Origin of the sequence: Frankia sp. AgKG'84/4, assembly GCF_023242965.2 — a bacterium.
Lineage (GTDB): Bacteria > Actinomycetota > Actinomycetes > Frankiales > Frankiaceae > Frankia.
In genome coordinates this window covers 1-3,105 of sequence record NZ_JALKFU020000601.1, presented here as the reverse complement: position 1 = coordinate 3,105, position 3,105 = coordinate 1, and the positions used below count along the sequence as shown (strand labels likewise).

The window sequence follows — 3,105 nt, the reverse complement described above, 5'->3', positions numbered from 1 at the left end:
GGTCCGCGGCGGGCCGGCGCAGCAGCGCGGGCAGGCCGCCGCGTTCCAGCGCGCGGTCCACTCCGGCGCGCCCCGTGACGGCGGCGAGGATGCGGGCCGCGGCCTGGACCAGCACGGCGCCGATGATCCAGATGGCGATGAGGACGCCGACCTTCGGGCTGGTCTCGGCGATGTGTGACCAGGCGTCCGAGAGGCCGTTGTCCCAGGCGACGGCGGCGGTGACCTGCACGACGCGACTATAAGCTCTTAGTTAGATGATCGTTACTTCAGGCGATGAGGGTCGGCTCGGTGACGACCCCGGTCAGGGGGAGCCGGGCGGTGGCCGGCGGCCCGGCTACCGTCAGCCCACATGACGGTGTCGGTCTGCTGGCTACGGCGGGATCTACGGCTCGGCGACAACCCGGCGCTGTCCGCGGCGGTGCGGGACGCGGACGAGGTGCTCGTCCTGTTCGTCCTGGACGACACGCTTCGCCGGCCGGCCGGCGCGGTCCGGCTCGCCTTCCTCCTGCGCTGCCTGCGCGAACTGGACCGGCTGCTGTCCGGCCGGTTGTGCGTGCGGACGGGCGACCCGGCGCGGGTCGTCGCGGCGCTCGCCCGGGACGTGGACGCCGCCCAGGTGCACATCGGGGCGGACTACGGCCCCTACGGCAGCCGCCGCGACGACGCGGTCGAGGACGCGCTGCGGGCCGATGGCCGCGACCTCGTCCGGACGGGGTCGCCCTACGCGGTCGCCCCCGGCCGCCTGCACACGGCGGCGGGGACGCCCTTCCGGGTCTACACCCCGTTCTACAAGGCGTGGACCGCGCACGGGTGGCGCGACCCGCTGCCCGAGCCGCACGGCGTCCGCTGGGCACGGGCGACCTCCGAGGGCATCCCGGACGATCCCGACACCGGCTCCGTCGACCTGCCGCCCGCCGGTGAGGCGGCGGCTCGCGAGCGGCTCGCCGAGTTCCTGGACGGCCCCCTGCGCGGCTATGCGGACCGGCGCGACATCCCCGGCGAGGACACCACCTCGAGGCTCTCGCCGTACCTGAAGTACGGCTGCGTGCATCCGCGGACGGTGCTGGCCGAACTCGCCCGGGTCGCCGGCGCTGCGGCGAAGGACCGTCCAGCAGCGAAGGATGTGGAGAAGTTCCGCTCCGAGCTGGCCTGGCGGGAGTTCTACGCCGACGTCCTCGCCGCCAACCCGGCCTCCGCCCGCGAGGACCTGACCGGCGCGCTGGCCGCGATGCACTACGACGCGCCGGGCCCCGAGTTCGAGGCCTGGAAGTGGGGCGACACCGGGATTCCCATCGTTGACGCCGGGATGCGCCAGCTTCGCGCCGAAGGGTGGATGCCCAACCGCGTCCGCATGATCCAGGCCTCGTTCGTGTGCAAGGACCTGCACGTGCACTGGACGCACGGAGCGCGGTGGTTCCTCGAGCTACTGGTCGATGGCGATCTGGCGTCGAACAACCACGGCTGGCAGTGGACCGCGGGTACCGGCACCGACGCCGCCCCCTACTTCCGGGTGTTCAACCCGGTGTCGCAGGGCCGCTCCTACGATCCGGACGGGACCTACGTGCGCCGCTGGATACCGGAGCTGCGCGAGGTGCCGACGGCGAAGGTGCACGAGCCGTGGACACTGCCGGACGGTCCACCGGCGGGCTATCCGGCGCCGGTCGTCGATCACGCGGCGCGGCGGCGGGAGGCGCTGGCCCGGTACGAGGCCGCCAGGCAGGGCCGGCAGCGTTGACCGGATGACGCGACCGGGCTTCTGGGCGCCCGGGGCGCGATGACCTCGGACGACCTGCGCGGTCCAGGTGGGACGCTCCGGCGCAACCGTGGCACGTGTCGGAAATCCGACAGACAGGTTGTCGCGTCCAATGGATCCGACCCATGGTGATTGGCGACCCTTGTTCCAGGGCAGGGAGGCCGTGGGCAGGGATCTCCCGCTCGAAGCCCGGCGGAGAAGTGACGGGCTCCGCCGGAGGTGGTCGCGCCCGCGTGTCATGTGGAGGGCAGGGCACGCGCGGCGCGCCACGTCCCCGCCGCCCGCCGCCCGCAGCGTGTCCATCGCCGACGCTTCGCCCACCCAACGCCGACGCCGCGCTGGCGCCTCAGACGACGATGTCGACCGGGGTGCCGAGCGGGACGGTCTGGGCCAGGTGGGTGATCGCGTCGTTGCTCAGCCGGATGCAGCCATGGCTGACGTCCTGCCCCAGCAGGGCCGGATCGTTCGTGCCGTGGATACCGATCACCGGCTGGTGACCGTCGAAGGAACTCATCGACGTCGAGTAGCCGCTCAGCCCGAAGGCATACGGCCCGTAGATGCCGCTGGGATCCGGCGGTCGCAACAGCTCCGTCAGATAGAACCGGCCGCCCGGCGTCGGGGTGTCCGACGTGCCGATGGCGACGGGCACCTGGGCGACCTGCGCGCCGTCGTTGTAGAGCTGGAGCAGATGGCGCCCGCGGGACACCACGATCCGGTAAGGCGTCTCACTGGCCCTGACCTGCGCGGCGCGCAGCCATCCGGTACGCCCGTTGGGCTGCACCGGCAGCAGCACCTGCCACCAGCCCGGCAGCTTGGCCTGCACCAGGAACACCCGGCTCACGCCGTTCTCGTTCGGGCTGGCCATGCTGGAGGCGGCCTTGGTGTCCGTGGGCGAGTCGTAGATGTCCACGCTGGCCGCGGATGCGGTCACGATGACGCTCGCGCCCTGGCCCAGACCGGCGACGGCCGCCAGGCGGTCGCGCACCTGGGGCGACAGCTTCGTGTCCGCGGTGCGGCTGCCGTCGCCGTGACCGCCGCAGCCGGCGACCAGCGCGGCGGTCACGGCGGCCATGAGGAAGCCCGCGCCTGCCCGCCGGCCGGCGCCGGATCGCGAGAAGTCACGGATCGTCAGCCGCACCCGCACGTCCCTTCCGCCGGCCAGGGTGATCCGGCGGAAGGGCGTGACCATCGGAGGGGCCATCAACCCGTGTAGTGCGGCTGAGCTGGAACGGCCCCGGGACCGGCGGGTGCCGCCGGCGGAAACGCGCCGGGCGTGCACGGTGAGAAGGCGGCGGCGGAGCCGGCCACGGATCGGCCGCCAGCGCGCGCCGGAATCGTTGGCCCACCAGATG

Annotated in this window: 2 protein-coding genes and 1 pseudogene; 1 reads left to right on the top strand and 2 read right to left on the bottom strand. The window is 73.2% G+C overall.

Annotated features, from left to right (window positions below):
* Window positions 1–229 (bottom strand): annotated as a pseudogene (locus MXD58_RS23800) (mechanosensitive ion channel family protein); the annotation flags it as partial.
* A gap of 120 nt (window positions 230–349) precedes the next feature.
* Here MXD58_RS23800 and MXD58_RS23795 point away from each other — a divergent pair.
* The gene (locus MXD58_RS23795; protein WP_248840139.1) at window positions 350–1,735 is read left to right on the top strand and encodes a cryptochrome/photolyase family protein; all 1,386 of its coding nucleotides are present in this window, start codon (window positions 350–352) and stop codon (window positions 1,733–1,735) included.
* A 364-nt stretch (window positions 1,736–2,099) separates the two neighbouring features.
* On the opposite strand, the gene MXD58_RS23790 is transcribed toward MXD58_RS23795, so the two are convergent.
* The coding region (locus MXD58_RS23790) for a L,D-transpeptidase family protein (RefSeq protein ID WP_308302037.1) at window positions 2,100–3,105 on the bottom strand (1,006 nt) is incomplete at its 5' end.